The organism is Halogranum amylolyticum, from assembly GCF_900110465.1.
GTDB classification, from domain to species: domain Archaea; phylum Halobacteriota; class Halobacteria; order Halobacteriales; family Haloferacaceae; genus Halogranum; species Halogranum amylolyticum.
The window spans coordinates 1-23,825 of record NZ_FODV01000012.1; the positions used below are offsets into that span (position 1 = coordinate 1).

A 23,825-nucleotide genomic window follows, 5' to 3' on the forward strand; every position below is an offset into this window, starting at 1 on the left:
ACCACGGCAAGAAGAAGCACCACGGCAAGAAGAAGCACCACGGCAAGAAGAAGCACCACGGCAAGAAGAAGCACCACGGCAAGAAGAAGCACCACAAGGGTTGCAAGGAACAGGACGTCATTCTCGCTAAGTCGGTTGATGACGAATTCTGTGCCACGGTTTCCACGGACGGTAAGAAGGAAGAGATCTGCTGGGTCCGCGTCTTCTGTCCGGAAGACAATGGCGGAAACAACGAGGATGGAAACCACGAGGACGGAAACAACGGGGACGGTAACGACCTTGGTGATGGTTGCTAAAGCGAACTAGCATCTCCCGCGACTGACGTTGTGGGTTTTTTGTGAACCTCTGCCGTAATAGAATCCGACGTGGGGTTTAGAGTATGTCCCTTTCATGAGTGGGGCAGAAAACTCAAGATTTCGCTTGTAAGGGCTGAAATCTCAACTTGCAGGGTCCGAAGAGCCAGAGGCAGCGGAGTTGCGAGATGAGATCGAAGAGTGAGAACAACGCATCGAAGACCTCACGAGTTTCCGCACAGGAACAGAAGTCCACTAACTTGCTTTCTTGAAACATGCACATGACAATCCCGGTGCACACATGTACTCTGTCACCGATTCAGGGTGGATGCAGTTGTCCTGCGGCGAAGTGCCACCGTGGGCCATGCAAGCAGGACCACACCGTTACTACCGCGAAACATGTTGACAACTGTGAAACATGTGATGGTAACACGTACACTGATACCAATATCAGGGTGGTTCGAACCACTGCACCTGTGTGAAGACACCGTTACCGTCGCTCACGAACAGTTCCACGCCGACATACTCCCGGGCTCGACGAACAGGTAGCGGGCTTCACATGGGTTACAACCTTCGCTGAGCCAACTCTCCGAGAGTAGACAGTAGAGTGGGCTACCACAAAACACTCATAGAACACCTCTCAACGGAGAGATGACAGCGGTCACAGAGAAGTGGTTCGAACATTGGTTTCAGGCACCATACTCGACCGCTGTGCTCGTTCACTACCAGACCGCCATCTGGTTTCCACTTCTTCAATTCATTTCGTACCTACTAGAGGGGGTTTCCCCCGATGATAACCCCCAAGGAGGCTTGTCAGAGACATGCCAATCTCCCGGGCAAGAAGATTGACCCGCACTTTCCACTAAGATGATCCATGCACAAAAAACTTTCATCCACTACAACACAATTTTAGGATACCTTCTAATAAAAGAACAGTTGCCAGCCTCGTAAGCAACTGTGAGTACTACGAACAACAATCCCCGTCTGACTGACTCTTTTATTTTTGAATGCAGGCGCTAAAACTCCGTCCTTCAGGGCGGGGATACAGCGCCGTCTTTGATCGAAACTACTGAAATCACAACAGTTGAGTGCCCACACTGCGTATCTTGAAAGTCTGGACGATGGACTCTCATCGACTCTCGGCAGTCCACAAACTGCAGTTGACTCGGTGTTTGCCTCATCAAAATGTAAGCCCGTGGACAGCAGAACCGACATAAAATAATCAGATACCTCCGAGTCCTTTGGATAGGAGTAACGGGGGCGTAGCACTCCCATCGGCACGTCGAGTCGTCAACCCTGAGAGAACAACGAACCGCCCGTTGGTGGGCGTGGGAAGCCCCGCCGTTTACCGCGGGGAGGATGTCACCTGTCACGCGGCCCCGTCTCCACGATCTCGATCCCGGAGACAGTGGGGTTCTCCGCTTCTCGCAGGAACCGAATCTCGACCATCCCGTTCTCAGCGGTCACTTCGAACGATTTCATCGCACCGACGTCGTGACCGTGCTCGACGAACGGTTCGTAGTTTGAGAGCACTTGCTCACCGTTGATTGCAACGCCGAACGTTCGTGGTCCGCCTTCGCTGTAGGGCTCTTCGTACGCTCGGCCAGAGTCTTTAGCCGTGAAATACGCCTCGAGGAAATACAGCCGCACCTCGTAGTCACGATTCTGCTCGACCGGGAAGCGCCAGACCATCTCCTCGGCCTGTCCGTTGCTCCCACGATCGAATCGATAGGTCTTGAAAACCGCGTCCGAAACACCGGGTGGAACGTTCCCCTCGGTCGTGATGTTGTCTGGAGTCGACTGCACGACAGTATCGCTCGCACGCGAATTCAGATACGGCGATGGGTTGTTGTCGGTGTCAGCTGCCCACGCGGGACCACTGTCGTTCGCACTGACGTTCTGCCCTCCGACGTTGACACGGTGGACGATTTGTGCGCTCGTGTTCGTCGTGTTATTCGTTTGATTCGCTGCTCCAGAGGCTGGAGTCGACGTGGACGTCGTCGACTCAGCAGTAGCCGTACTTTCGGTAGGTGATTGCTGTGTCGACGTGGACGTCGTCGACTCAGCAGTAGCCGTACTTTCGGTAGGTGATTGCTGTGTCGACGTGGGCGTAGACTCACCGCCGTTTTCCGGGGTCGGTTCTGCTGTCTGTGTTGTCTCGGCCTCAGGTGTCGACGCCGGCTCGCCGTCTGCGGCAAGCCCACCGAACGGGGCCGCAGGAACACCAACGACGAGAAGAACACCTGCCAAAAAGAAGAGTCCTCCGACGCCAAGTAAGACCCACTGGATTCGACCCTGTGCCCGTTGCGAGTTCGACGATGAACGCACCCACTCAAACATAGCCGGCGGGTTGTGGTTGGACCAAGATATACGTCTCGGCTCATCGCCGAAAACAGCTGTTCAACATGTTTGTCAAACTGATAGAAGCAACTGTCAAATCGATGTGAAGTATTCGTCACTCGATCACAACGGGTGTCTCACCGAGTTGGAGCCTTCCCGCGCCCCCTAGCCACAGTTTTCTTTCCAGCAACTCTGAGGGTCGAATTTGCATCCAATCCGGCTGGTCACTCCTTAAAAAGAGACCAAACTGCCGAAACAGACACCAACTCACCGAAACAGTCATGCCCTATTCTATTGCTCGAAAGAGAGTCTTCTCAATGCAAATGATGGAAGAGTTGACTGGATTCCAGCGCGATATCTTGTATGTGATCAGCGGAATAGAGGAGCCGTACGGACTTGCGATCAAGGATGAACTCGAGAACTACTACGACCACGAAGTGAATCACGGACGGTTGTATCCCAATCTCGACACCCTCGTTGAGAACGACTTCGTCGAGAAGAGTGCACTCGACCGACGGACCAACTCCTACACCCTCACGGAGAGCGGCTACCAAGCGCTCGAGACCCGACGAGAGTGGGAAGATCAGTATGTCCAAACGGCCTAACTTCGCCTAAAAAAGCAGCAGCGTTATTCGATCGGTGTGAGTCGATTACGTAACTCACCGCCGCATTCGGGACAGCTCTCCGGTTTCGTCTTCGCGGTCGTCACGGCACCACAGTCGAAACACTCGTACTCCGATTCGGCCGCGGGATCGTAGGCAACGTCTCTCATACGCATCTGTATTATCGGACCGCGGCAAATATTCGTAGCCGTTGAGTACTGAACTGAGTCGACCCACGGTGGTTGAATAGTGAACCACTAACTCGAACCCGTGGTTACGGCCCGTCAACGGCGGGGACTGGGACGCCACCTTCGTCGAACACCGTCGAGAAGAGCTTGCGCTGGGCCGTCCTGACGTGGCGGTAGAACGCCGTCGGCGAGATGTCGAGCGCCTCTGCGAGCGTCTCGCCGGACGTTGCTCGCGGCGACTCGAAGAACCCGCTGTAGTGAGCGATTTGCACCACCTCGAGTTGTCGTTCGGTCAGTCGGCCGAGGAACGCCGACGAGAGCTCGTCGGTCGAGGCGTGCTCGACCGTCTGTTTCGACCGCAGCTCCATCTCGGCGAACGTCTCCCCGAGAAGGTCGGTAATATGGCGGCTGTCGACGCTGTTCGGGACGTCGACGACGAGGCGTGCACTCGACTCAGACGTCGATCCATCGACCGTGACGCTTCGGAGGACAGCCCCGTGGTCGGCCAACTCCAGCGCGAAGAACGGCTGGGTCAAGCGGAGGCGGAGGACACCCCCGGACTCGTCGGCGCTGATGCGCTGGACGTCGCCGACGGCGACCAGTTCGTCGGCTGCCCGTTCGACGGCTTCGATCGTAGCCCCTTCGACCGTGACGAAGACGGAAGCCCCGTCTGGCGTCTGTTGGATACCGCCTTCGTAGGTGAGTCGGCAGTCCGCTTGACGGGCGAGTCGTGCGAGCACGAACGTCGAGTCGTCGACGTCGACCTCCAGCCGCGTCATCGAGGGTGTCAACAGCGCGTTCTTCCGTTCGATGGCGCTCGTCGCGGAGGCGATGGTCTCGCCGAGTTCGGCCATCACAGCCCGCGACATCTCGTCGAAGGCGTCCTGCCGCGCCGCATAAACAGTCAACACGCCGTAGGTGAACTCGTCGTACGCGAGCGGGACGCTGAGCACCGAGAGATACTCGCGTGCGAGAGCGTCTTTGCGCCACGGTTCCTCGCGAAGCCCGTCGGCGACGTGCTGGACCATCGTCACCTCGCGCGTGGCGGCGGTTCTGCCCGCGGGTTCGACGCCATCGGCTGTGATCGGGAACGAGACGCTGTCGAGATACCCCTGTTCGGCACCCGCCCACGCTCGCGGGCGAAGCGTCTCACCCGGCGAGTCGGCCGCGCCGATCCACGCGAAGGCGAAGCGATCGTCATCTGTCAGCCGCGAGCAGACCGCGTGTTCGATCTCCTCGCGCGTCTCCGCCTGGACGAGCGCTTGATCGATCTCGCGGATGATCTCGTTGATCCGGTTGAGCTCGGTGAGTTGGTTGTTCCGCTGCTGGAGTTCGCGGTCCTGTTCGCGTAGTTGACTCTCCCTGCGGACGCGGTCGAGCGCCGCCTCGGCAGTCGCCGCGAGCAGGTCTGCCAGTTCCCGCGTCACCTCGTCGAACCGTCCCCGCTCTGCGGTGCCGACGACGAACACGCCGTGGTCGCCGAGCGGGATGTACGCGACACTTCGAAGGTCGGTCGCGGGGTTCTGCAGTCGCGTCGAGTCGTGGACGTCGTCGAAGAACAGTGACTCGCCTTCCACGAAACTGTAACTTATGAGGCCTTCGGCGTCGGTGGGGACGGTCGAAAGCGGCCCGTCGAGTTGTTCCATCGCCGAGGAGTGAGCCACCGGAACGAGGTCGGTCGCGTCTGCGTCGAACAGATAGACGGCACTCGCATCGAGCGTGAGGACGCTCGGAACGTCGTCGACGACGTGTTGGGCGATCTCGTGGCGCGTCTGTGCGTAGAGGAAGTCCCGCGTCGTCTCTTGGAGGGTTGTGAGCGCCTCCTCTCGCTGTTTGCGTTTCGTGATGTCGCGACAGCTGTACAGCAGCGTCCCGTCTTGGATCGACACCTCTCGGACGTTGACAAGCAGCGTGTGCTCGCGTCCCGCCTTGTCCGTCGCCGTACACTCGATGTTCTTCAGGACGCCCTCGTCGGCGAGCTCCTCTCGGTCGAACAGGTCTTCGCCGAGCAGTTCGTCAATGGTCCCCAGTTCGTGAATCTCCTCGGCCGTGTAGCCGAAGATGAAATTGACGTTCGGACAGACGTAGGTGTACTCGCCGTCCTCGTCGGTCATCAACACCGTGTCCGTCATGTTGTTGAGCGTGACGCGGTGCAGTTCCTCCGAGCGACGGAGTTCGCGTTCGAGACTGACGCGGTCGGTGACGTCGACGCCCTCGACGACGAGTGAGACACACCGACCGTGGTCGTCGAGGACCGGGCGAACGGACAGTTCGAGCGTCTGCGTCTCCGTTTTTGCCGCTTCTGGAGTGGTGACGACGGCGTTTCCGAACGATCCCTCGCGGGCGGCGTCGACGAGGTGACGGACGTCGGCCGCCGTCTGCTCGTCGTCGCCCCACCACGGAAGCGACCAGAACGGGCGGTCGACGAGCGCCTCGCTTCGCTCGCCGTGTAGCTCGCTCGCCGTCTCGTTGGCTCGCGTGACCACGCCGTCGGCGTCGAGCACCCACGTCGCCGTTCGACCGTCGTCGAAGATCGCGTCGAACTGTCGTGCGCGCGCTCGTTCCGTCGTCGTGGTGTGACCCGAGTCGAGCGTCCGTTCGAGTGCCTCGCGAATCGCTGCGACGTTCCCGTCGTGATCGGTCCCCGCCGCGAGCGGGAGATACTCGCTTACACCCGCGGCGACGGCGTCGCTCGCGAGTCGCTCGCTGCCCGACGTCGAACACAACACCACCGGGAGCGACGACGTCCCGGCACGGACGCGCTCGAGGACGTCGAGCCCGCTCCCGTCCGGCAGGTCGGCAGCCGTGACGAGAGTGTCGACGAGTTGGCCGTCGAGCGCAGTCTCGGCTTCGGCGGCCGTCTCGACGGTCGAAACCCGGTAATCGGCGTCGACGTCGAGCGCCGTTCGGAGGGGGCCGACCCAGTCGGCCGTCCCAACGAGAAGCACGTGCACGCGCTGTGGCGTGCTCGGTCTGGCTACCATCGGATAGCCGAACGTGAACGCGGAGAGGGAAAGAGTCACGGAAAAATTGCCGGAGTCAACGACGGTCGCCCGACGCCGACGTCGAATGCGTCGGCCGAGACGGGAGGAGAAGCGACCGCCGAGACGTCAGAAAGCCGTAACCGACGGGCCGCGATCTGTTCGTCGGTCGTCGTCTACTCGTCGCCCGCGGCCGGCTCGCTCTCTACAACCGGACTGAGCGGAGACGCTCACGACGAGCGCTTCGCAGTCAGTCCGACCGGAGTGCGGCCGCGACGCCGTCGACGACCTCTTTCCAGTAGTGCTTCCGTTCCTGGACAGGAGTGCCGACCCAGACGCCGCTCGATCCGTCCGCCGTCAACTGGTTGACGAGGACGTGCTCGCTGTCTGCGCGGTACCGCTCGTCCGCCAGCATCGCAGGCGCGGCCTCGTCCGGGAGCCGTCGGTTGATACAGTCGCGGACTGCGACGCGGACGTTCTTCGACGCGCCGCCACCCACCTGAATCCGCTCCGAACAGGTGCCGTGGAAGCTGACGGCCCGGTCGTACCGTCGCTCGGCCACTGCGGCGAGTTTGGGGAACGAGGCGGGATGGACGTCGTAGGAGGAGACGTGCCAGCGAACGAACGCACCGCCGCCGTCACGGAACCCCTGTGAGAGCCAGGAGGTGGCGTCGGTGAACGCTCCGCGGAGTCGCTTCGCCTGTGCGGCCGTTCGCGGTTCGACGTCGCCGCCGTTGGGAGCGAGGACGAGCAGGTCGGTTCCACCCGACGTCCGCTCTTCGACCAGTTCGCTCTGTTCACGCGCCTCGTCGACAGAGAGGTCGGTCGCCGGGACGGTCGACTCCACCGTCACCGCGAACGACTTGTTCGCGAGCGGAGTAGTCTCCTTCGGGCGTGGACAGTCGATACGGCAGTCGGGTTGCCCGACCCACTCGGCGTCCGAAAGCGCGAGACGTGACTTGGCCGTTCCGTTCATTCGGACGGTCGGTTTCGGTTCGTCCCGCGACTCGGCGACGGTGTAGACGGCGTACTCATCGTCGGTTCGGCGGATTCGAACCTGCTGGCCGACCTCGATGCCGAGCTCCGCCAGGAGGTCCGTCGACACCGAGACGAGATCGTAGTCGTCTCGGATCTCGGTCTACTCTCGCTTCGGTGAGTGAACGCGGACGGAGTCGGCCGTCTTCTGTGTGGTTTCCGCACTGAGCGTCGTCTCCGCCTGCGACGTGCTCGCCGCAGCGCCGAGTTGGGCGTCGAGTGCAGTGATTCCGAGACCCGCGAACGCCGGCGAGGCGAGTCCGAGGCTCATGAACGCACGTCGTTGGAGGCTACTCGATTCGTCAGTCAAATTCGTGTCATCGTCAGTCATCTGATTGGATTGCTGTATGTTCGGATTCGGTTCGCTGCTCGGCGACGAGCTCGTCTGGGTCGATGTCGTCCGCAACGACGAGTTCGTCCAGTTCCGCCGGCGGCGCGACTTCTTCTTCGCGGCGCTCGATGTCGGCTTCCAGTGCTCGCATGTACTCGGCGACCGTGTTGCCCATGACGAGCACGGGCCACCCGTCGCTGAGTGCGGCGTCGAGCACGTCTGCAGGCTCCTCGTCGTGGACGATCACTGGGAACGGTGCGCGGTCTGCGAACAGGTCCGTCGTCTCACCAGCGACGCGGACCTGTTCGATGGCTCCCTCCCGGTACAGTTCCGTGAGGTAGTTCAGAAACGAGGTCGTCCGTGCGCGTCGGTCGCCTCTGAGATAGAGGAACGGCTGGACCACGTCACCGCGCTGTCGACAGAGCGCACGGCGGATCATCTCCGTGCTGTCGACGTCGTTGACGGAGGCCGCGTTGAACACGCGACCTCCCGCGAGGCGGGTCCAGTCGACGCGCATCTCGGCGAGGTACGTCTGCAGCTGTGCGTCGGTCAGTCGCGGTTCGTCGACGGCGTCGAGGACGTGGTCGACCGCGTGGACCGTCTCGGCTCCGGGAATCGTCTCGTCTCCCTCTGGAACCTCGACGTGCGTCAGCGTCACGTCTCGATCGGCGAACGTCTCCTCGAAGAACGTCTGTATCTCCTCGGTCTGTTCGCCGTTCACGACGTGCGTCCCCTCGGGTACAGCGCGGGCGAAAGACCGGGCGATCTCCATCCGGTTAGCTCCGAGTCGGTCGATGTGGTCCCGGCGGACGTTGGTGAGGACGACGACGTCGGGATCGGTGAACCGCTGGTTGATCAGTCGAGTCGTGTACTCGCCGATTGCCTGATTCTCGACGACGAGCGCGTCGACCGGGTCGTACTTGCCGATCTCGGCTTCGTTCTCGTAGAGCGTCACGCGGCCGTCCCGCTCGATCGGTCGCTCCTCGTCGTTGTGGATCATCTTCGGGTGATTGCCCGTGATCTTCCCCAGCACGTCGTTGTCGCGGCTGGAGAGGGCATCGCAGAGTCGGCGCGTGAGCCCCGACTTCCCGCGCGTCCCCGAGACGACGATGGTGGAGTCGATCTGCGAGAGATGGTCGCTGTGGGCTGTGCCGCGTCGAGCGAGGCCGGTGAGCCGGCGGAGTGTCTGAGGGAGCTTCATGAGTGTCCGTAAACGGTGTTCGAGAGTCGGTCGTTGTGACGACGCTTCCGTTCGAGATCGACGCCGAAGACGAGTGCAGGCACACAGAGGAGCGCACCCGCGAGGACGGCGAGCCGTGGATCGAACGGGAGCGCCGCCCGTGTGAGGAGGTGAACGCCAGCGACGAAGACGGCGAACGTCCCGACCGAGACGCCGATCGTGTGTCGACGCCGTCCCGGCGCGACGCGGTGAACGTTGTATCCGCCGACGCCTGAGAGGATCGCGACCACGAGCAGCGAGTAGCCGGCAGTCGCCGGGAAGAACACGGAGAGTGCGAACGTGAGAACGACGCCGACGCCGATCGCCGACGACAGGAGAACGCGTCCGTAGAGCAGCGTCCGCCGGTTGATCGCCTCGGTGACGGCGTAGACGATGGGAACGCTGACGGCGTAGAGCCCGACGAACCAGGGGTTCTGGAACAGCAACAGTGCGAGCAACGGAACGGTGATGAGTCCGAGTAAGCGGACGTTCCAGACGTCTTCGTACAGCTCGGCGACGACAATGCCCGCGAGAATCACGAGCGCGCTGACGGCTGGGCCAGTCGCGTTCGCGAAGCTCCCGTCTTGGATGACCGCGTTGCGGAAGATAGCGACGTCGGAACCGCTCCCGAACAGGAGCAGGGGGGCCACGTCGCCGAACAGGGTGGCCGTCGTCGGCGTGATCAGCGACGCACCGAACACGACGAGCCCCACGAACGTCGCGGTGCTCGCGACGACGTCGTCGATACGCTTGTCGACGTCCAGTCGGTGCAGGTTGTACGCGGCGATGCCGGGGAGGACGCTCCCGATCGAGAGAGTCTCGACTGGTTGGCTGACGCCGAACTGCAGCGAGAGCGCCGCCGTGACTCCGAGCGGAATCGCGGCCCCGATACCGACGGCGATGTAGAGCAACCGCCGCCCGTAGAGAAGTGTGTGTTCTCGGACGAGTCCGACGGCCACGTACGCTAGCGCGATGCTGAGGAGGATGACCGGAAGCGAGGTGAAGTCGTAGAGGGTGTAGAGTGCGAAGAGGGGGACAACGAGAACGCCGGAGAGGCGCAGTCCCCACAGCTGCGTCGCAGCGACCCCTCCTGCCAACCCGAGCAGGAGTACGAGCGCCGCGACGATCATTCAGACATCATATCTCTGATAGAACGATTCGGTCTGCTGGATGTATCGTAGGTCATTCCGGAGTAAGGACTATTTGCGTCGTATGGTTAGTTAAACGGCTAGTAAGTTTCTGCTACGCTTTTTGCCGATCGAATAACTTCGCACCAGTATTCAAAGAACCGCTAGAAACAGTGTGAAACGGTTGTATTTGGAGGATTTGATCCTGACCAACGCGTCTCATTTTTGGCTAGAGCAGACATGCTTTGTAAACCGATTCTAAGTTTGATATATAAGTCACGATCGAAGACAGAACATCAATACGTCATGTCACTCGACACAAAAAACGTCGGCGACGGTCTCTGCGATCTCCTGCCCATACTCCTTTCGAGCGACCAGTGGCTGTTCGAGTTGGATACCGTCTCGACCCGAAGCAGTCAGTCGGTTCACGACGTTGTCGGGTGCGGTGCCGCTCCGCGTGGCGTCGGTCGAGAGTCGGACGTCGAACGCACCGTCGACGACCGCCTCGATCTCGTCGCGGACGTCTGCACGCAGTTCCTCCGGGGCGGCTCCACCCACTGCGAGATGCGGTTCGCTCCACCCGTGGAAGCTCACCGCGGCGTCGAACCCGTCGTCCGCGATCCGCCCCAGTTTCGGGAACGAAGCGGAGTGAATGTCAGTCGAGGAGACGTGCCACCGCCGGTACGCTCCACCGCCGGGCCACCAGCCGGAGCAGTACCAGGCGGTCGCGCCGGACTGCGCTGCGAACTGGACGGCCTGCGAGTCGGTGCCGTACTCGATGTAGCCGCCGTGTGGCGCGAGTGCGACTGCCGACGTCGTCCCGGAGACGACGCGCTCGAGAAACTCTCCCTGGTCAGACGCGGTCGCTCTGTCAATTGATGGGTGGACGACCCTGTCGTCCACGTCTACGGACCACACGCCGTTCGGCGCACCGAGTCGCTCGCGACCGCTGTCGTCGACTGCCCCGAACGTCCCGTCGTGTACGCGCACGGTGAACACGACCGGCTTTCCGTCGTAGTAGAGGCGGACCTGTTCGCCCTCGGCCACCCCGAGATCGGCGGCGAACGACCGCGGGAGATGACAGACGTCTTTACTGGCGACCGTATCGGAGCTCTTCAGTCTCAGTGTCGTCTCCGTCTCCGCGCTCGACACCGAAAGGAGCCGTGAAACCGAGTCGACACCGCCGACGCCGAAGACGGCACCGCTCGCGAGGAAGTTCCGACGGGTTTGATTGGGCATACAAGTGCCACAACAGACCTTTTGATAACTGTTTGGCAACCTTACAGTAACGCCGTCTGGTGAGCAGACGGTTAGTCAGGGTCCCTCGTCGGTGACCTCCTCCCCGCCGTAAACGGCGGGGCTTCCCACGAGCAAAGGCCCGCTGAGTTGGGAGAGTTACGGTTTAACACACAACAAGTGCTGGCAGGGCCACGCTACCGTTACTCCTATCCTCTCCACGAGTCAGAGTTATCTGATTATTTTGTGTCGGTTGGGCCGTCCGAAGGCTTACGTTTTGATGAGGCAAACACCGAGTCAACTGCCAGTTTTCGGACAGTCAATCACGATGGAGGAACCATCGCAACGACAGTCACAGAAACGTCGTGTGAGCACTTGTACGTTCGGTTCACAGTGTTCACAACCAAAGACGGCGCTGTATCCCCGCCCTGAAGGACGGGGTTTTAGCGCCTGACAATTAGATAACGACGGGAGTCTGTCGACCGGTGCTCGTGACGTTGAGCGGGACACTTCTCGAACGGTGAGCCGCTTGTATTTCGACACAGATCATATGGTTCTATAATTTACATAATATTAATACGCTATAGTCTCTCTTCGTGGGTGTACCATGCCATCCGCTACCGAACTACAGACCATGTACGAGAACATGGTCACGGCGAGACACTACGAGGAGCGACTCCAGGAGGAGTATCTCGAGGGCAAACAGCCGGCGTTCGACATCTCCGCCGGGCCGATTCCCGGCGAGTTGCATCTCGCGGCGGGTCACGAGGCGTCGGGTGCGGGCGTCTGTATCCACCTCCGCGACGACGACACTGTCACTGCGCCGCACCGACCACACCACGTTGCCATCGCGAAGGGCGTCGACCTCAAGCGAATGACAGCGGAGATCTTCGGCCGGGAGACCGGCCTCTGCCGCGGGAAGGGCGGACACATGCATCTGTTCGACCCCGAGGTCAACTTCGCGTGTTCGGGTATCATCGCACAGGGCGTCCCGCCCGCCGTCGGCGCGGCGATGGCCGCCAAGAAGCGGAACACGGACGCCGTCGCCGTCGCGTTCCTCGGCGAGGGTGCCATCGATCAGGGCGGGTTCCTCGAGTCGCTGAACCTCGCGAGCGTCCACGACCTGCCGGTCGTCTTCGTCGTCGAGGACAACGACTGGGCGATCAGCATGCCGAAAGACCGCGTGACCGATGTGGAGAACGGCGCACAGCGCGCCGACGGGTTCGACCTGCCGGGCGTCCGCGTCGACAGCGACGACGCACTCGCCGTCTACGACTCCGCCAGGGAGGCCGTCGGTCGCGCCCGCGACGGCAACGGACCGACCTTGTTGGAGGTACAGGTCCACCGTCGGATGGGGCATTTCATGGGCGACGCCGAGGGATATCGCCCCGACGAGGACGTCGACCGTGCCACGCACCGCGACTCGATCACGCGTCTTGAAGCGGACCTCGCGAAGTACGGCGTCGCCGACGAGGACGTCGCGGAGCTACGGAGTCGCGCCGAAGAGCGCGTTGAGGAGGCCATCGAGTGGGCCAAAGACCAGCCCGAACCGGAGCCGGAGACTGCGTACGAGGACGTGTTCACCAATCCACCCGCGCAGGGAGACGCCGGGGTCCGCGGAGGTGAACAGTGATGACCGCAGAGACCGACACCGACCGCGAGCTGACGATGAGCAGGGCGATGGTCGAGGCCGTCGCCCACGAGATGCGCGAGGACGAGGAGGTGTTCCTCATGGGCGAGGACGTCGCCGACTACGGCGGCATCTTCAGCAGCACGACGGGGCTGCTCGACGAATTCGGTCGCGACCGCGTGATGGACGTCCCCATCAGCGAGACGGGGTTCCTCGGGGCTGCCGTCGGCGCGGCGCAGGCCGGGATGCGCCCGATTGCCGAACTGATGTTCGTCGACTTCTTCGGCGTCGCCATGGACCAGCTGTACAACAACATGGCCAAAAATACTTACATGAGCGGCGGCGCCGTCTCGGTGCCGATGGTGTTGACGACGGCCGTTGGCGGTACCTACAACGACGCCGCTCAGCACTCCCAGACGCTCTACGGGACGTTCGCACATCTGCCGGGGATGAAAGTCGTCGTCCCGAGTACGGCCTACGACGCCAAGGGATTGATGCACGCGGCCATCCGCGACGACGACCCGGTCGTGTACATGTTCCACAAGCGACTGATGGGTCTCGGGTGGATGCCCTCGCCGGAGGGACCGAAGACGCCAGTCCCCAAGGACGACTACACCATCCCGTTCGGTGAAGCGGACGTGAAACGAGAGGGCGCGGACGTCACGATCGTCACGCTCGGGCTGCACGTCCACCGGGCGCTCGAAGCCGCCGCCGACCTCGCGGACGACGGCGTCGACGCGGAGGTGATCGACCTGCGGACGCTCGTCCCGCTGGACACCGAGAGGGTACTCGAGTCGGTCCGAAAGACCGGGCGATTGGTCGTCGTCGACGAGGACTACCGCTCGTTCGGCGTCACCGGCGAGATCGTCGCCCGGGCGGCCGAAGGCGCGCTCGACGACCTGCAGGCCGTCGAACGCGTCGCCATTCCGGACGTCCCGATTCCGTATGCACGCCCGCTCGAAGACGAAGTCAACCCCGGCGTCGAGCACATCGTCGACGCCGTTCAGTCAGTCCGATGAGCGAGGAGACGACCGTCTCGGCGTCGTCGGTCTGGCCCGAGGATGCAGCGGACGTCGAGGAGGGCTACCTCGCCAACTGGTTCGTCCGCCCAGGGGCAACTGTCGAGGCGGGCGAGACGCTCTGTGAGGTCCAGGTCGAGAAGGTGAGCGTCGACGTCCCCGCCCCAGTCGACGGCACGCTCACCGAGCGACTCGTCGAGGAGGGCGACGAGTTCACCCGCGAGGACCCGCTCGCTCGCATCGACTCCGACGACTAGACGTTCTTGACACTCGCAATCATTATTTGTCAACGAGGCGTAGAGAGAGTATGGTAGAACACGTTCTCGTCCCGTTCGATGGTTCGCCGCTCTCGGAGAAGGCGCTCGCGTACGCCTGCGAGGAGTTCGGATCGAGCACCATCACCGTCTTCTACGTCGTGGACAGTCACAAAGACGAGACGGCGGCCATCGGCTGGGGCGACCACCCCGGCGAGTGGGAAGAGTGGCTCGAAAACCGGCGAGAACACGCCGAAGACCTGTTCTCGACGGCCCACTCCATCGCCGACGATCACGGTGTGACGATCCAGACGGGTGCCGCCGTCGGTCGGACACAGGAGATGATCCTCAAGGCCGTCGACGAGTACGGTGCCGACCAGATCGTCGTCGGCACACACGGTCGACCACATCTCGAGGAGTTCGTCTTCGGAAGCGTCGCGGAGGCACTGGTCCGGAAGTCTCCGGTTCCGGTGACGACGGTGCGATAGTCTCACGACTCCGTTCGGGGTCGAGCGGTTCGACGAGGCGGAACCGTCGCGTAAAGTCGAAACGGTGAACTGACTCTCTGGTGAGCCCTCGAACAGTGACCTCAGGACCGACAATCGCCGTCGTCGACGTCGGAAGTACGAGCCTCCGCTACGGCGTGGCGACCTCAGAGGGGCCGTGCGACGTCCGGACCGAAGCAACCCGCCCGAGAGAACTCACGGACCAACTCGTCGACGTCGCCGCGCGACTGCAGTCCGAGGGGAACGACATCCGGCACGTCTCGGTCTCGACCACCGGGCTGGTCGACGCCGAGCGAGGCGTGATCGCCGAGTTCGATACGGCGACCGGCGAGACGCTCCACGACGTTCCCGTCACGTCGACCATCGAGCGCGAACTCGGACTCCCGGCGACCGTCGCGAATGACTGTACGGTGGCGGCGCTCGGCGAGGCGGTCTTCGGTGCCGGACAGCCGCACGAGACGGTTGTCCACGTCACCTTCGGGACAGGGATCGGCGCGGGCGTCATCGTCGACGGCCAACCGCTTCGAGGCGAGCGAGGGTACGCCGCGGAGGTCGGACTGATTCCGATCGTCGCCGACGGAGCGTTGTCCAGCACCGGCGTCCGCGGCGCGTGGGAGGCCTACTGTTCGGGACGCGGTATCCCACAGTTCGTTCGCCGACTCCTCGACAGTGATGACCGTGAGTCGACGCTCCGGGCGAAACGACCGCTCACCGCGCCGGACGTCTTCGCCGCCGCAAACGACGGCGACCCGGTCGCCCAGTCGTGTCTCGACTCCGTCGCACAGTACAACGCCGCCGGAATCGGCGCCGTCGTCAACACGTACGACCCCGGCATCGTCACGCTCGGTGGGTCGGTCGCACTGGAGAACTCGGAGTGGATCGTCGACGGGATAGACGAACGGCTGGACGACTACGTGCTGGCCGCTCCACCGGACGTGCGGCTCACTCCGCTCGGTACCGACATCGAACTGTACGGCGCGGCGGCGGCGTTCTTCGGCGACGAGCGATGACAGAGTACTCGCCCTCCCAGAGCCGGGGGTCCGTCTCGACGCAGCGATGCGAGCGCACCACTTTCTTGAGGTCGACTGCGATCACCTGTCTTGGAGGAGCTTCCCGATAGCGCTGATTGCCTCTTCGAACTCTGTGACTGCCATGCTGTCTGTCGTGAAGAGGACACCGTGGTCGCCTTCGATCGTGCGGACGACGAAGCCGTCGTGGTGGAACCGTACCGTGAACTCGTAGGGACCGACCGTCGACTCCTCGTGTTGAAAGATAGCGGTTCGAACCGGGGCCTCCACGAACCCGACCTGTTCGAGTTCGACGAGCGGTTTCTTGAGCGAGCGAGCGTCTTCGGGTGTGTCGTAGAGGTCTTGTCGGACGTACAGGACGTCGAACGAGGACGGCGTAAAGTAGATGACACTCCGGAGCGTGTCGCTGAGGCTGGTCCGTGCGGCGCTGACAATGTTTTCGGCGACAGCGTTGTCGATACTGGTCGTGAACTGTGTCTCGGACATACCGTTCTGTAGGCGCTCAGACCAGATAACTCGGTGCGTTACCGGCGGCCGAATGGTACGAGTCTCTTCTCCCCTCTCGGAGAGTCAGCCGAACGAGAAGAGAACGGTGACTGTGATCGGCGGAACGGCAGGAGGGAGGCAAACGACTGTATCGGTTGCAGTCGTCTCTCTAGGAGAGCATCATGGCGATCACAACATCCACTCGACGGCAGTTCCTGTACCGCACGGCAGCGATAGCTCTCGCGACGTCTCTCGCCGGCTGTGTCGAACCCATCGTTCGCCCGCCGCAACAGGCTCCCGGTCCCGGCTCTGGTGCAGGCCCCAGATCAGGTTCTGGTGCAGGTCCTGGTTCGGGTGCAGGACCGGGTCCCGGATCAAGGTCTGGTCCGGGGTCGGGTCCCGGACCGGGCGCAGGTAGCGGTGCTCACTCACCGATGGGCCCACGCGACGGGATGGGTCCCCACGGGCAGCGCGGGACGGGGTACGGTCCCGGGCAGCGCGGGACGATGATGGGGCCGCACTATCGACAGACGCCAGGACAGAGCACTACCTCGCTCGAATCGTGGATGAGCGACGTGGACAACTACACCGATATCGTCGACCGAACCGGTCGTACCCAGGTGGCCGTGGCGGTCGGCGCGACCGGAAACGGTGGAAACTTCGCCTACGACCCGCCCGTGATTCGCGTCTCTCCCGGGACGACGGTTCGCTGGGAGTGGACGGGGCAGGGCGGCACCCACGACGTCGCCTTCGTCGACGGCAGTCGGTCGAGTCGACTAACGGCGACTGCGGGCGCGTCGTTCGAACGGCGGTTCGGTCGCATCGGTACCTATCTGTACTACTGTACGCCGCATCGGACGCTTGGGATGAAAGGCGCAGTCGTCGTCGAGTGAACCCGTTCTTGTCGAACGACCCTTCCGCCGATTGGTAGCACATCGGACTACCGATTTATTTCAATTAGTTTATAGTTTTATTTGATATATTAAATTTCAATATATTTATTATACCCTAGCAGATGTTCTTTTTTGATTGAATATTTCGGTCGTGAGCCAAGTCAGAGTGGAACCTCTTATTCAGGTCTCTCCGAGCAAAGGAGATCGGACAAGCAGCGTGGCGGACTTTTGCGTCGCGACTTTCTGAAAACTTCGGGCGTTGGGTTACTCGGGGCGCTCCTTTCCAGCAGCGGAACCGCAGCCGGGACGACACCCCGGAAGACGCGTGCGAGCTTTTTCACCGAGACGAAGCGACAAGCCGCCCGAGACAACATCGACACCTACAGCCCCGTCAATCAGTTCGAACACGAACTTCGAGAGGGCGTCTCGGAGTTCGTAATCAGAGAGGGGACCGGCGGCGTGGGCGTGTCCCGGGAGCAGAGTTACCAGAGTGAGTGGTCGACGACCATCTTCGACCCGTCGGGAGGGTCACACGAGTGGCGCGGGCTGTCCACGACTGCCAACAGTCCCGACGTGGACGTCAGCGTGTACGTCAACTCGTCACCCACTGGAACGGACACCCACTGGCATCACGTCCAAGCAGTGTATCTCGGTCAAGACGCAGACGGGCGGCACGTCTGTGCAGGGATCGGTAATCACAGCACCGGGAAGGACCCCCGAATCGGTCTGTACTATCCGGAGGACAACGAGTGGGAGACGTACGATTCGATGGACGACTGGGAGAAGCAGGCCTGGTACGCACTCGACGTCTCGACGCAGGGGACGACGGTCGAGATCTCACTCCGATCGACAGCAAGCGGCACCGTCCACGCGAGCGGGTCGTATCTCCTACCGAGCGAAACGGACGAGAAAGTCGGAATCTTCGGTGCGCTCGGAAAGGGACAGACTGGCGACCTGTACTTCGACGAGTTTACGCTCGATGGCATCCAGACAGAGTTCCTCCAGTCTGATTTCACCGAGCGACAGAAGGTCACCACGACGAATCTCGCGCTCTCGACACAAGATGGCGGAACGTACGCCGGGACGGACGTACCGAAGCCCGAATACGGTGAGGACACGGAGTACAACGACGCTATCGGGAACGGCTTCAACTATCTGTACGACGTCGAGCGCGACTCGGATCCCGCTTCGCAGTTCAGCGTCGAGTGGGACGTCCGCGACCACTGGGACGTGCGACCGGACAACGCCGAAGACGTGAAGCTACGGTTGACAATGCTCACCCAATGCGACGACGTCGCCATCGCCAGCGGCGACCCACCCCAGCGGTGGAACAATCCAGGGACGTTCAAATACCTCCTCACGCATCGACGCACCCTCGGCGGGAGTTCGTCGTTCCAGTCGGTGATCGAATCGTACGACGGAGAACGGTTCATCGAGCAGGTTACCGAAGTGCCGGTCACGAGTAGCGACCCGACCGCCCGTGCTGTCCGCGTCACCCTGAACAGCGGACGGACAGACTACATCGCTAGTGCGACAGTCCGGCCGACCGGAGAACCGGTCGAACACACCGTCGACGACACGTTCACGTTCGACGGCGCGTTCGCGGTCTACTCGGTAGATGCCAGCGGAAACCACGAGCACGCGTACTTGCTCAACGGAACGACGCTGGACGTCGGTGGCGAGACGCTGATCGAGCAGCGACCACGTGTCGAAGGGGTCGTCGAAGACTTCACACGAGAACTCACGCTCGATAACGCACTCCAGATTCAGGTGACGAGCGGATCTCTCGACACTCAGCTCGCCGAGAAGCTCGTCGGATCGTGGGTGTACGCCGATGCCGTCGACGAACGGAACGGTGCGTACGAGGTCGTCGGCGTCGAGAATGTGACGAGTACGACTGCGACGCTCAAACTGGGAGAGCAGACGACGGTGAAGGAGTTCACAGACCCCAACGACCCCAGTGCGGGGTACGAGTACCTGCTCGGGGAGAACGGGAACTTCAGCATTCCGTTGAGTTCCACGTGGTCGAGCTGAAGGGTTTCGTCCTCATCGCCACGCGCGGAAACCACGCCGGAACCGATCTCACGGATGCTCGGTTTCGAGAACCCACGTCTCCGGAGTCGCGCGTTCGACCGTGAACGGGTCGAGGCTGATCGTCTCGTCGTCCCCATCGACTAACTCGGTGAGAAAGCTTCGAACGGGCGTCGGGTCCCGGTCGCTGACGAGCACGAATGACTCGCCGGACGAGAGTGACGTGAACCTCCGTTCGACCCGTTCGTGCCGCTCGGCCGACGGAACGCCCCGAAGGTCGAGTGCTCCCTCCGGGATATCGACGTTCCAGACGTCGTCCAGCCGACCCCTGACGCGTTCGGCGAGTCGGGTTACCACCGATGGAACGTCGGTCGGCGTCGGTGTGCGCTGCAGCTCCGACGTGAACGGAAGTTCTTCGAGTATCGGTGCGTCTATGCCGGCGAGCGGGCTCTCGTCGGGAAAAAGCGAGTGTTCGTCCCCACAGGACGAACAGGTGTACGTCCCCATGTTGACTACCGCCCCGAGGACCGGCACGTCGTTCTCTTCGAACAGGGCGATACTGCGGTCTGTGTCCGTGACGGCGGCGTGGAACGGCGTCGTGACGAACACGACACCGTCGATCGGAACCTCCTGCAGCGTCGTCAGGACGACGTCGCCCGTCCCCGGCGGGAGGTCGACGACGAGTGTGCTCCGATCGTTCCACGCGGTGTCCTCGAACAGTTCTGTGAGTGCGTCGTGCGCCATCGCGCCGCGCCAGGCGAGCGGTGCGCCGGACTCCATCAGCCCGACGCTCATCACCTCCAGCCCGTTCGTTTCGACCGGGATTGGGTTACCGTCGTCGTCGGAGTAGATCGGACCGCCGACTTCGAGCAGCGACGGGACGTTCGGTCCGTGGATGTCGGCGTCGAACACACCGACGTCGTCCTGTCCAGCGAGTGCACACGCCAGGTTGACTGCGACCGTCGACTTGCCGACGCCGCCTTTCGCAGACGCCACGGCGATGACGGTATCGATACCCTCGACGCCCACGTCCCGACCGTCGGTTGTGGGGACGGCGTGTTCGACGTGTGCCTGTTCGACACCCGGTACAGTCGACACCGCCTGCAGCATCGTGTTCATCACCGCGTCGCTCTCTTGCGGTCTGAACTCCGAGAGGTCGGCCTCGATCGTGACGCGACCGCCCGAGAGGCGGATGTTCTCGACCAGTCCCGCCTCGAAGACGTCGACATCGAGAGACGGATCTCTGACGTTTCTGAGTGCCGCTTCGACGTCGTCTTTCGTCGCTGACTGTGGATCGTGTTCTGACATGGTTAGAGCTCTGGCTGCCGGTTGAGCGGATCTTCTCCGGGGAGTTTCTGCGTCGTCTCGTCGAGTGCACCGCGGAACTGCCGACGGAACTTCCCCGCGTCGGTCTGCAGTGCGTGGACCGCAGTTCGGCGGACGATCTCACACTCGGTGTCGTCTGCGGCGATCTCCTCCAGTCGCGATTCGGCCCGGTCGTCGTCGACGCCGGCGAGCAGATGCGTCGCCCACTCACGAACCCGTTCGCTGGGGTCTTCGGTCTGTTCGAGCAACGTGTCGCACATCGCCTCCCCGCGATGTTTGAAAAGCGAGATGGCGGCGTTCCGTCTGACCGCGTGGTGGTCGTCGGTCAGTCCGTCTTCGATCCGCTCGGCGTGTGCAACCCGGTCGAGTCGATCGAGCGTGACGATGGCTTCGGCTCGGACCCACGGGTCGTCGTCGTCGGCGATCGCAAGTGCCCCCACCTCCGATCGCTCACCTCCGAGCTTTCCCAACGCCTCGACGGCGAACTGGCGGACCTCACTGTCGTCGTCGGTTCGCCCGGCGACGACGAGCGCGTCGACGACGGGACGGCTCCGATCCGCCTCTGCGAGCGCGAGTGCAGCGCGTCGTCGTTCGACGAGGTCGCCTTGCGTGAGCGCTTCGAGTTTCGTCGCGACCGACTCGTCGACCAGCGGTGCGACGTCGCTCGCCGACAGTTCTCGCTTCGACGCGTCGCCGATGGTGACGTCGCGACTCACCTCAATCTCGTCGAGTCCCTCGCGGTCGTCGTCGAACCCCGGACTCGCCTCCGGATGGACACGCGGGTCGGTCGGCCCCTCCGCTGCTTCCTCCGGATCCATCGGCCGGTCGGGGTCGAACGACGGACAGTCGGGGTCGTCGGAGTCGGTCATCGGCGGTCACCTCTCGAGTGACCATCGCTCACCAGGTGACTCTCGTCCACGAGGAGTGTGACGCCGAGGACGACCGCGAGTGCGCGGGGAATCGTCGCTGGCACTCCGGCGAACAGAAGCAGTCCGAGACCGACTGCACGGGTTCGCTGCCCTGCCTGGACGGACCCGACCAGCGCCGCTGTCACACCACCGAACCCGAGGGCGACGAGGGCGAAGGGCGCACCGACGACTGCGAAGCCGACGAGTGCGATCGCGCCCGTGACGAACGGCGCAGCGACACCGCTCGTCAGGACGCCACCCGCGACGGCGACGCCGAGGAGGAGTTCACCGCGACGCGGATGCGTCAACCACGGGGTACAGGCGAGCCCGACCAGCCAAGCGGTCGTCCCGACAGACCGCAGGGAGACGGATAGTACGCCGACCGCGCTTCCGAGTGCGAGCACGACCGCGACGGCGAACAGTCCCGCGACGACGGACGACCGAGTCGTGCGACGGGTCGGCCGTGACGAGACGACGAGCGCCCCACCAGCGACGAGGGCGACGCCGGCCGGGATCGACAGCGACGACGTGAGCGTCGTGAGCAACGCGAACACGCCGAGACAGAGGTAGCCGACCCGCGAGGGAAGTCGGTCGCTGGTCACACCGAAACAGAGAGCCGCGAGAGCAGGTCCGACGAGTGCTGCGGTGCTCACGACGTCGTATGTGTCGGCGACGGCACTCGGGAGCGAGACGGGCGCGTTCAGTGCGATACGGACGAGACATACTGTGAGTACCGTCGCTACTGCACCCACCACGGCGACGGTCTCGGCCTGCTGGGTGTGTGTCCGCAGCTGAGAGACGACTTCGGTGGTCGCAGACCGGACGCTCGCTGTTCGGTCACGGTCGTGGTCACGATGCTGGCTCACCCTGTCTCACCACCGTCGAACCGCTCGGCGAGGTCGTCGACGTCGGCCCGACTGAATCGGTCCAGAAACGACGCGAACTCGCCGTAGATGCCGGTCCCAGGTTCGGACTCGAGCCGCTTTTCGACACCCGGTGCGAGGACGCGGAGATGTCTGTCGAGGAAGTCGAGTCGTGCACGGTGGAGGTCGGTGTGACCGACTGCTGCCTGCCGACAGAGATACCCCACGAACTCGAGTTCGAGTCGGAGATGGTCGTGGTTGTCGCGGTCGGTCTGGTCGACGTTCACACCGAAGTACTCGTAGGCACGCGCGAGGTCGAGGTTCACGTCGTTCCACGAGACGTTCGGTCGGTAGTCCGACTCGTACAGCGGAACCGCCGGTCCCTGTGAGGACATCGTCCCGTCCATCGGGTCAACCACCTCGGAGAAGCCGACGACGAACAGATCGTTGTACCGCGCACAGAGCGTGTCGTAGTCGTCTGTCGTCGATAGCGTCGGTGTCGCGACGTCGAGTGCGCTGTCGTCGAGGAGCGACGTGAGCGTCGCGTCGAGCGTCCCGTCGGTCAGCGCGTCGTAGAACTCCTCGTCGGGGTCACGGAACACCCGTGCGAGGAGTGCGTAGACGCCACCTCTGGCGGCAGCGGTTCTGTCGACGTCGTCTGGTCCTCTCGAACTGTCGGGGGTGGTGTGTGGAGACATGATCTCAGGTTCGGCGAACCGCCGAGATGGTGACCGCGGCGACGGCGACGATTGCGACCCCTGCGATGGTCCAGAGCAGCGTCTCGTACGGTGGTCCCTGCGGCCCTGGTCCCAGCGCGAGGAAGTACCACTCGCTCACGGCTTTCCGACCGGACCGTTCCTCGTTCGAACCGTCCCAGACGGCGAACGCGAGGTCGGTGTCGCGGTCTGTGGGGAACGTCGTCCGGTTCGCTCCGTCCGGCTCCAGCGAGCGGCTGAACACGACGGTCCAACGGTCGTTCTTGTAGGTTGCCGTCGTCTCTGTCGTCACCGTCTGGAACCGCGTCGTCGATCCCGCTCCGCCCGCGAGTAGCTCCTCGCCGCCCCTGTCTGCACTCCAGTACCAGACGTTGACCGGGTTCTGCGGACTCCCCATCGCGATCCCCGGTTGCGTGTCGTTTCCGACTGGGAACTGGACCGCGAGCGCGTCGGGGAACTCCCGGGGGTCCGAACTGTTCGCGTCCCGAGTCTCGTCGGGCCACGAGAGTCGGAGAGACAGTCGCTTGTCGGTCCGAACGGCCCGAACGTCGATCTGCGTGACGGACGTGTTGTCGGCGTTCGGGACCGTACTCGGCGCGCTCGTGACGGGGATGTCGACGGTCGTCGCTCTCGCCCACACGGCACTCCCGGGGTCGGCGAGCGTGTCGTCCTCACCGGGAGCGTACTCGACAGGGACGTCGTACGCCGCTTGACCGGAGACGAACGCGGGGACGAACGCGGCGACGACGACGAGACAGACGACGAGGACGCTCAGCTCGACACCGCCGTCACTCATCCTCGAACACCTCGAGT

23 protein-coding genes are annotated in these 23,825 nt (G+C 62.8%); 9 read left to right on the forward strand and 14 right to left on the reverse strand.

Annotated features, from left to right (window positions below):
• The coding region (locus BSG17_RS27540; RefSeq protein WP_211609190.1) for a hypothetical protein at positions 1-296 on the forward strand (296 nt) is incomplete at its 5' end.
• Between the two features lie 1,359 nt (positions 297-1,655).
• Here the strand turns inward: BSG17_RS27540 and BSG17_RS17350 are convergent.
• Positions 1,656-2,633 carry a malectin domain-containing carbohydrate-binding protein gene (locus BSG17_RS17350; RefSeq protein ID WP_089826357.1) on the reverse strand — a complete coding sequence of 326 codons (978 nt, stop codon included), beginning with the start codon at positions 2,631-2,633 and terminating at the stop codon, positions 1,656-1,658.
• A gap of 326 nt (positions 2,634-2,959) precedes the next feature.
• Between BSG17_RS17350 and BSG17_RS17355 the strand changes: the two genes are divergently transcribed.
• A complete protein-coding gene (locus BSG17_RS17355; RefSeq protein WP_089826533.1) occupies positions 2,960-3,238 on the forward strand; it encodes a PadR family transcriptional regulator in 279 nt (92 codons plus the stop codon).
• Positions 3,239-3,261: 23 nt separating this feature from the next.
• On the opposite strand, the gene BSG17_RS26190 is transcribed toward BSG17_RS17355, so the two are convergent.
• The 7 genes from BSG17_RS26190 to BSG17_RS17380 form a co-directional block, all read right to left on the reverse strand.
• Positions 3,262-3,411, reverse strand: a complete 150-nt coding sequence (locus tag BSG17_RS26190; protein WP_342028344.1) for a rubrerythrin-like domain-containing protein — start codon at positions 3,409-3,411, stop codon at positions 3,262-3,264.
• A gap of 98 nt (positions 3,412-3,509) precedes the next feature.
• Positions 3,510-6,407, reverse strand: coding sequence for a bacterio-opsin activator domain-containing protein (locus tag BSG17_RS17360; RefSeq protein WP_089826535.1), 2,898 nt, complete (start codon positions 6,405-6,407; stop codon positions 3,510-3,512).
• 247 nt (positions 6,408-6,654) lie between these two features.
• Positions 6,655-7,509, reverse strand: coding sequence for a poly-gamma-glutamate hydrolase family protein (locus BSG17_RS17365; RefSeq protein WP_089826359.1), 855 nt, complete (start codon positions 7,507-7,509; stop codon positions 6,655-6,657).
• 33 nt (positions 7,510-7,542) lie between these two features.
• Complete coding sequence (locus BSG17_RS27125; RefSeq protein ID WP_170864847.1) at positions 7,543-7,710, reverse strand: hypothetical protein; 168 nt, start codon at positions 7,708-7,710, stop codon at positions 7,543-7,545.
• Between the two features lie 52 nt (positions 7,711-7,762).
• Positions 7,763-8,971, reverse strand: a complete 1,209-nt coding sequence (locus BSG17_RS17370; protein ID WP_089826362.1) for a Mur ligase family protein — start codon at positions 8,969-8,971, stop codon at positions 7,763-7,765.
• Positions 8,968-10,119, reverse strand: coding sequence for a poly-gamma-glutamate biosynthesis protein PgsC/CapC (locus BSG17_RS17375; RefSeq protein WP_089826364.1), 1,152 nt, complete (start codon positions 10,117-10,119; stop codon positions 8,968-8,970). The genes BSG17_RS17370 and BSG17_RS17375 overlap by 4 nt, the downstream gene beginning before the upstream one ends.
• A gap of 306 nt (positions 10,120-10,425) precedes the next feature.
• On the reverse strand, positions 10,426-11,355 hold the full coding sequence (locus BSG17_RS17380) for a poly-gamma-glutamate hydrolase family protein (protein WP_211609191.1): 930 nt from the start codon (positions 11,353-11,355) through the stop codon (positions 10,426-10,428).
• 631 nt (positions 11,356-11,986) lie between these two features.
• Between BSG17_RS17380 and BSG17_RS17385 the strand changes: the two genes are divergently transcribed.
• From BSG17_RS17385 to BSG17_RS17405, 5 genes are all read left to right on the forward strand, one after another.
• Complete coding sequence (locus BSG17_RS17385; protein ID WP_089826366.1) at positions 11,987-12,985, forward strand: thiamine pyrophosphate-dependent enzyme; 999 nt, start codon at positions 11,987-11,989, stop codon at positions 12,983-12,985.
• Positions 12,985-14,001 carry an alpha-ketoacid dehydrogenase subunit beta gene (locus BSG17_RS17390; RefSeq protein ID WP_089826368.1) on the forward strand — a complete coding sequence of 339 codons (1,017 nt, stop codon included), beginning with the start codon at positions 12,985-12,987 and terminating at the stop codon, positions 13,999-14,001. Before BSG17_RS17385 ends, BSG17_RS17390 begins: the two co-directional genes overlap by 1 nt.
• Entirely contained in the window at positions 13,998-14,258 is a 261-nt protein-coding gene (locus BSG17_RS17395; protein ID WP_089826370.1) for a lipoyl domain-containing protein, read from the forward strand. Before BSG17_RS17390 ends, BSG17_RS17395 begins: the two co-directional genes overlap by 4 nt.
• A 50-nt stretch (positions 14,259-14,308) precedes the next feature.
• A complete protein-coding gene (locus tag BSG17_RS17400; protein WP_089826371.1) occupies positions 14,309-14,743 on the forward strand; it encodes a universal stress protein in 435 nt (144 codons plus the stop codon).
• Between the two features lie 95 nt (positions 14,744-14,838).
• Positions 14,839-15,771, forward strand: a complete 933-nt coding sequence (locus BSG17_RS17405; RefSeq protein WP_211609192.1) for an ROK family protein — start codon at positions 14,839-14,841, stop codon at positions 15,769-15,771.
• An 81-nt stretch (positions 15,772-15,852) separates the two neighbouring features.
• Here the strand turns inward: BSG17_RS17405 and BSG17_RS17410 are convergent, their stop codons facing one another.
• A complete protein-coding gene (locus BSG17_RS17410) occupies positions 15,853-16,275 on the reverse strand; it encodes a DUF7522 family protein (protein ID WP_089826373.1) in 423 nt (140 codons plus the stop codon).
• A gap of 434 nt (positions 16,276-16,709) precedes the next feature.
• Between BSG17_RS17410 and BSG17_RS17420 the strand changes: the two genes are divergently transcribed.
• Together BSG17_RS17420 and BSG17_RS17425 are read left to right on the forward strand one after the other, a co-directional pair.
• Complete coding sequence (locus BSG17_RS17420) at positions 16,710-17,168, forward strand: halocyanin domain-containing protein (RefSeq protein WP_089826377.1); 459 nt, start codon at positions 16,710-16,712, stop codon at positions 17,166-17,168.
• 228 nt (positions 17,169-17,396) lie between these two features.
• Entirely contained in the window at positions 17,397-19,202 is a 1,806-nt protein-coding gene (locus tag BSG17_RS17425; RefSeq protein WP_089826379.1) for a hypothetical protein, read from the forward strand.
• A gap of 48 nt (positions 19,203-19,250) precedes the next feature.
• Here BSG17_RS17425 and BSG17_RS17430 read toward each other — a convergent pair whose 3' ends face one another.
• The 5 genes from BSG17_RS17430 to BSG17_RS17450 are packed head-to-tail and all read right to left on the reverse strand — an operon-like array spanning position 19,251 to position 23,808.
• Positions 19,251-20,507, reverse strand: a complete 1,257-nt coding sequence (locus tag BSG17_RS17430; RefSeq protein ID WP_089826381.1) for a P-loop NTPase — start codon at positions 20,505-20,507, stop codon at positions 19,251-19,253.
• A 2-nt stretch (positions 20,508-20,509) separates the two neighbouring features.
• The gene (locus tag BSG17_RS17435; protein ID WP_244531585.1) at positions 20,510-21,394 is read right to left on the reverse strand and encodes a HEAT repeat domain-containing protein; all 885 of its coding nucleotides are present in this window, start codon (positions 21,392-21,394) and stop codon (positions 20,510-20,512) included.
• Positions 21,391-22,299: a DUF8068 family protein gene (locus BSG17_RS17440; protein ID WP_089826383.1), complete on the reverse strand. Its 909-nt coding sequence runs from the start codon at positions 22,297-22,299 to the stop codon at positions 21,391-21,393. The genes BSG17_RS17435 and BSG17_RS17440 overlap by 4 nt, the downstream gene beginning before the upstream one ends.
• Positions 22,296-22,994, reverse strand: coding sequence for a molecular chaperone TorD family protein (locus BSG17_RS17445; RefSeq protein WP_089826385.1), 699 nt, complete (start codon positions 22,992-22,994; stop codon positions 22,296-22,298). The genes BSG17_RS17440 and BSG17_RS17445 overlap by 4 nt, the downstream gene beginning before the upstream one ends.
• A gap of 4 nt (positions 22,995-22,998) precedes the next feature.
• Positions 22,999-23,808, reverse strand: a complete 810-nt coding sequence (locus BSG17_RS17450) for an ethylbenzene dehydrogenase-related protein (RefSeq protein WP_089826387.1) — start codon at positions 23,806-23,808, stop codon at positions 22,999-23,001.
• Between the last annotated feature and the right edge of the window lie 17 nt (positions 23,809-23,825).

Bases quoted from the DNA above. Each gene is read 5' to 3' on its own strand.
- BSG17_RS17385 (WP_089826366.1), top strand. From the start codon at position 11,987: ATGTACGAGAACATGGTCACGGCGAGACACTACGAGGAGCGACTCCAG.
- BSG17_RS17450 (WP_089826387.1), bottom strand. From the start codon at position 23,808: ATGAGTGACGGCGGTGTCGAGCTGAGCGTCCTCGTCGTCTGTCTCGTC.
- BSG17_RS17380 (WP_211609191.1), bottom strand. From the start codon at position 11,355: ATGCCCAATCAAACCCGTCGGAACTTCCTCGCGAGCGGTGCCGTCTTC.
- BSG17_RS17355 (WP_089826533.1), top strand. From the start codon at position 2,960: ATGGAAGAGTTGACTGGATTCCAGCGCGATATCTTGTATGTGATCAGC.
- BSG17_RS17420 (WP_089826377.1), top strand. From the start codon at position 16,710: ATGGGCCCACGCGACGGGATGGGTCCCCACGGGCAGCGCGGGACGGGG.
- BSG17_RS17360 (WP_089826535.1), bottom strand. From the start codon at position 6,407: ATGGTAGCCAGACCGAGCACGCCACAGCGCGTGCACGTGCTTCTCGTT.
- BSG17_RS17435 (WP_244531585.1), bottom strand. From the start codon at position 21,394: ATGACCGACTCCGACGACCCCGACTGTCCGTCGTTCGACCCCGACCGG.
- BSG17_RS17390 (WP_089826368.1), top strand. From the start codon at position 12,985: ATGACCGCAGAGACCGACACCGACCGCGAGCTGACGATGAGCAGGGCG.
- BSG17_RS17410 (WP_089826373.1), bottom strand. From the start codon at position 16,275: ATGTCCGAGACACAGTTCACGACCAGTATCGACAACGCTGTCGCCGAA.
- BSG17_RS27125 (WP_170864847.1), bottom strand. From the start codon at position 7,710: ATGAGCCTCGGACTCGCCTCGCCGGCGTTCGCGGGTCTCGGAATCACT.
- BSG17_RS26190 (WP_342028344.1), bottom strand. From the start codon at position 3,411: ATGCGTATGAGAGACGTTGCCTACGATCCCGCGGCCGAATCGGAGTAC.
- BSG17_RS17445 (WP_089826385.1), bottom strand. From the start codon at position 22,994: ATGTCTCCACACACCACCCCCGACAGTTCGAGAGGACCAGACGACGTC.
- BSG17_RS17370 (WP_089826362.1), bottom strand. From the start codon at position 8,971: ATGAAGCTCCCTCAGACACTCCGCCGGCTCACCGGCCTCGCTCGACGC.
- BSG17_RS17375 (WP_089826364.1), bottom strand. From the start codon at position 10,119: ATGATCGTCGCGGCGCTCGTACTCCTGCTCGGGTTGGCAGGAGGGGTC.
- BSG17_RS17430 (WP_089826381.1), bottom strand. From the start codon at position 20,507: ATGTCAGAACACGATCCACAGTCAGCGACGAAAGACGACGTCGAAGCG.
- BSG17_RS17400 (WP_089826371.1), top strand. From the start codon at position 14,309: ATGGTAGAACACGTTCTCGTCCCGTTCGATGGTTCGCCGCTCTCGGAG.
- BSG17_RS17395 (WP_089826370.1), top strand. From the start codon at position 13,998: ATGAGCGAGGAGACGACCGTCTCGGCGTCGTCGGTCTGGCCCGAGGAT.
- BSG17_RS17350 (WP_089826357.1), bottom strand. From the start codon at position 2,633: ATGTTTGAGTGGGTGCGTTCATCGTCGAACTCGCAACGGGCACAGGGT.